The organism is Actinosynnema sp. NPDC037264 (assembly GCF_055603705.1).
Map to the genome: position 1 here is coordinate 1 of NZ_JBVJVK010000049.1, position 4187 is coordinate 4187.

The following is a 4187-nucleotide window of genomic DNA, read 5'->3' on the forward strand; positions in this document are numbered from 1 at the left end:
ATCGGTAACTGCGGTGTCTTCTGTCCCCCCCCCCGTCCGCGCACTGCCCCAACCCACCCACCCCCCCCCCCCTCCCCCCCCCCCCCCAACCCCACCCCCCCCCCCCCCCCCCCCCCCTCCCCCCTCCCCCCCCCCGCCCCCCCCCCCCCTCCCCCCCCACCTCTCACATTCGGTTCGCAGTCCCGACAACTTCACGGTGGTCGGCAATCCGAACCCAAGTCGAACCGCTCCCCGCGTGACCCAGGCAACGCCAAGTCGCTCCTGGGCGTCATGAGTCATTGGGGCACAAGCTTTCTACTGATGGGGAGTGCGCATGAAACGACGAGTGCGGCTGCTCGCGGGCGTCGCGGCGCTGGCCGCGGCGACGGCGACGGCGCCGCTGGGAGCGGGCAGCGCGGCGGCGGTGCCGTTATCGCCGGGCGCGGGGCAGGGAGCGGCGACGGCGTCCGGCGGGCAGTGGGTCACCTTGGTCAGCGGGCACCGCGTGTTCGTCTCGCGCACCGCGCAGGGCCGGTGGTCGGTGCTCACCGAGCCCGAGGCGAGCGGCAGGCCCGCCGCGTTCATCCAGTACGCCAAGCGCCGCGGCGGCGAGACCGACCTGTACGTGGTGCCGCAGGTGGCGGCGGCGCTGGTGCGGTCCGGGACGCTGGACGAGGAGCTGTTCAACGTCTCCGGACTGGTCCGGCAGCGCTACGACGACGCGCACAGCGAGACGGTGCCGCTCCTGGTCGAGTACTCGGACATGACCGCGGCCACCGCGCCCGAGGGCGCCCAGGTCGAACGGGAGTTACCCGACCTGCGCCTGGCGGCGGTCGCGGAGCGCAAGGCCGACGCGCGCCGGTTCTGGTCGGCCGTCACCGGCGGCCAGCCGGGCGCGGCGCGACTGGCGGGTGGCCCCCGCCGCATCTGGCTCAACGCGCGCGTCCAAGCGGCGCTGGACGTCAGCGTCCCCCAGGTCGGCGCACCCGCCGCGTGGGACAACGGCCTCACCGGCCAGGACGTCACGGTGGCCGTGCTGGACACCGGCTACGACAGCACGCACCCCGACCTGGCGGACAAGGTCACCGTCAGCCAGGACTTCAGCGGCACGGGCAGCGCACGGGACGGCAACGGGCACGGCACGCACGTCGCCTCCACCATCGCGGGCTCCGGCGCGGCGTCGGGCGGCAAGTACAAGGGCGTCGCGCCGGGCGCCAAGCTGGCCATCGGCAAGGTGCTCGACGACAACGGGTCGGGCCAGACCGACGACGTCATCGCCGGCATGAGGTGGGCGGCGGCCGAAGCCAAGGCCGAGGTGGTGAACCTGAGCCTGGGCTCGGGCCCCACCGACGGCACCGACCCGGCGTCGCAGGCGATCAACGCCCTGAGCGCCCAGTACGGCACGCTGTTCGTGGTGGCGGCCGGGAACTGGGGCAGGGACGAGGCGGTCGGCAGCCCGGCGGCGGCCGACGCGGCGCTCGCGGTCGGCAGCGTCACCAAGTCCGGGGCGCTGTCGGACTTCTCCAGCCGCGGTCCGCGGCTGACCGACGCCGCGGTCAAGCCGGAGATCGCCGCTCCCGGCTCGGACATCGTCGCGGCGAAGGCCGCGGACGCGCGGATCGGCGAACCGGTGGACGAGCACTACACCAAGCTGTCCGGCACGTCGATGGCCACGCCGCACACCGCCGGCGCGGCGGCGATCCTGGCCCAGCAGCACCCCGATTGGACCGGTGACCGGATCAAGGCGGCGCTGGTCGGCACGGCGGCGCCGGTGGCGGACGCGGGCGTGTACGCGGTCGGCGGCGGTCTGGTCGACGTGGCCCGGGCGACCGCGCAGGACGTCCAGGTCGCGCCGGCCACGGTCAACTCCTACTTGAAGTGGCCCACCACCCGACCGGACGCACGTGCGGTGACCTACACCAACCCCACCGACGCGCCGATCACCCTGGGCCTGGACGTCAAGCTGGCCGACGCGCAGGGGCAGGCTCCCCCGGCCGGGCTGGCCGTGCTGTCCGCGCCCTCGGTGACGATCCCGGCCGGGGGCAAGGCGGACGTCACGCTGACGTTGACGCCGCGGTCGGGCAGGCCCGGCGTGTACGGCGGCCTGCTCACCGCGACCTCGGCGGACGGCGCGATCCGGCTGCGCACGCCGGTCGGCGTCCACGACGAGCCGGAGATGCACGACCTGACCGTGGCGGTGAAGAACCGCGACGGCGCCGCGCCCGGACCTCAGGACAACTCCGTCGCGCTGGTGGTCGACCTCGACAGCGGCGACGTGTGGTTCGGCCCCCTCGGGGAGACGCTGCGGGTCCCCGCGGGCAGGTACTCGGTCGTCGGCGCCGCGAGCACGCCCAGGCCGGGCGCGCTGCCCCTGGAGAGCACCTTCGTCGACCCCGACGTGCGGGTCTCGCGCACCACGACTGTGAACTTCGACCTGCGCAAGGGCCGGCGGGTCTCGCACACCACCGACCAGCCCGCGGCGCGCGGCGGCGTGTGGAACTCGCAGTTCCGCTTCTCGATCACCGACCGCCCCGAGTACCCGACGGGCTTCTCCTACCTGGCCGACCCCCGGTTCACCGAGCTGTACGCGCAGTCGGAGGAGCGGTGGCCCGTGCCCTGGTTCGGCTACGCGGACAACCTCCGGCTGGAGGAACCCGACCTGGAGGTGTACGCCGAGGGACCGCAGCGCTTCGAACTGCCCGCCGGCTGGCTCCGCGGGTCGCCGGAGCCCAGTGGCAGCCAACGGCTGGCGACCGTCCACGGTGGACAGGGCACGCCCGAGGACCTGGCCGGCGTCGACGCCAAGGACAAGCTCGTGGTGCTGGAGCTGCCCGGTGAGATGACCTACGACGAGGTCTACGCGCGCATCCGGGCCGTCAAGGACGTGGGCGGCAAGGCGGTGGCGGTCGGCGTGCTGGAGGAGGCGGCGACGGCGAACCGGTCGGCCGAGGACTTCCCGGCCGTGCTGCCGACGTTGCGGCTGTACGACGAGCCGGGCAGGCGGTACGCCGACCTGGTCAAGGCGGGCGGGGTGACGACGGCCGTCACCGCCCGGTCCAGCAGCGCCTACCGCTACGAACTGGCCTACCCGTCACCGGGTCAGCTGCCGCGGCAGCTGACCACGGTGGCCAAGACCGCCGACCTCGCCGCGGTGCACATGCTCTACCACGGCGGCACCGAGGAGGAACCGCCGATCACCTCGGCCTCGATGGAAGGGCTCGACGGCGAGATCAGCACGCAGTGGAGTCTGGCCGGGGTCCCGAACGCCGAACGCGTCGAGCACTTCACGCCGGGCAAGTGGCGCATCGGGGTGGGAGGCTGGTGGGCCGCGGCGGGCACCGGCTACGAACGGGCCACCCTGGAGCGCGGCAAGACCTACCGGATGCAGTGGAACGCGGCGGTGGCCGCGCCCGGGTTCACCGGCACGACCACCAACGAGCTGGGTGAGAACCACCCGTGGGCCTGGCGCACCGGCGACCTGCTGGACGTCACGGTGCCGTTCTTCACCGACGCCGCCGGGCACGCGAGGGCGGCCGAGCCGTTCTTCGGCTACGACAAGGGCTCGACCGCGCTGTACCGCGACGGCGTGCTCGTCGGCACGCAGGACCAGCCGGGACGCGGGGTGTTCGTCGCGCCCCGTGACGAGAGCTCGTACCGGTTGACCGCCGACGTCAGCCGCGAGAACCAGCCGTGGTGGCCGCTGTCCACGAAGGTCAGCGGCAGCTGGACGTTCCGCTCCGGGTTCCGGCAGGGACCGGGCGGGGCGCTCCCGCTGCTCTCGGTGGGCTTCGCGCCCGCCGTCGACCTGCACAACGTCGCGCCGGGCGGGCAGTTCTCCTTCCCGGTCACGGTGACCAGGCAGGACAAGGCACCCGACACGAAGTCGTTGGAGCTGGAGGTCTCCTTCGACGACGGCGCCAGTTGGGCGACCGTTCCGCTCAGCCGTGACGGCGCGCGGTGGACGGCGACTGTCACCAACCCGGCCGGCGCGTTCGCGTCCTTGCGCGCCAAGGCCTCGGACGCGGACGGCAACGCCGTGGAGCAGACCGTGATCCGCGCGTACCGGGTCGGCTGACCGGCGGTCCGAGCGCAGGGGGGGGGGGGGGGGGGGGGGGCGGAGAGAACAAACCACACCCCGGGCGAGAGCGACAGCCAACAAAAAGACAGCATCTCCCCCACCTCTCGAGCAAAACAAAAAAAGAATACCA

General features: G+C 73.5%; 1 protein-coding gene. It reads left to right on the plus strand.

Features of this window, described 5'->3' with window-relative positions; all coding sequences use genetic code 11:
- The first annotated feature begins 313 nt into the window (after nt 1-313).
- On the plus strand, nt 314-4054 hold the full coding sequence (locus ACZ7GX_RS34930) for a S8 family serine peptidase (RefSeq protein WP_498783178.1): 3741 nt from the start codon (nt 314-316) through the stop codon (nt 4052-4054).
- Nucleotides 4055-4187: the final 133 nt, after the last annotated feature.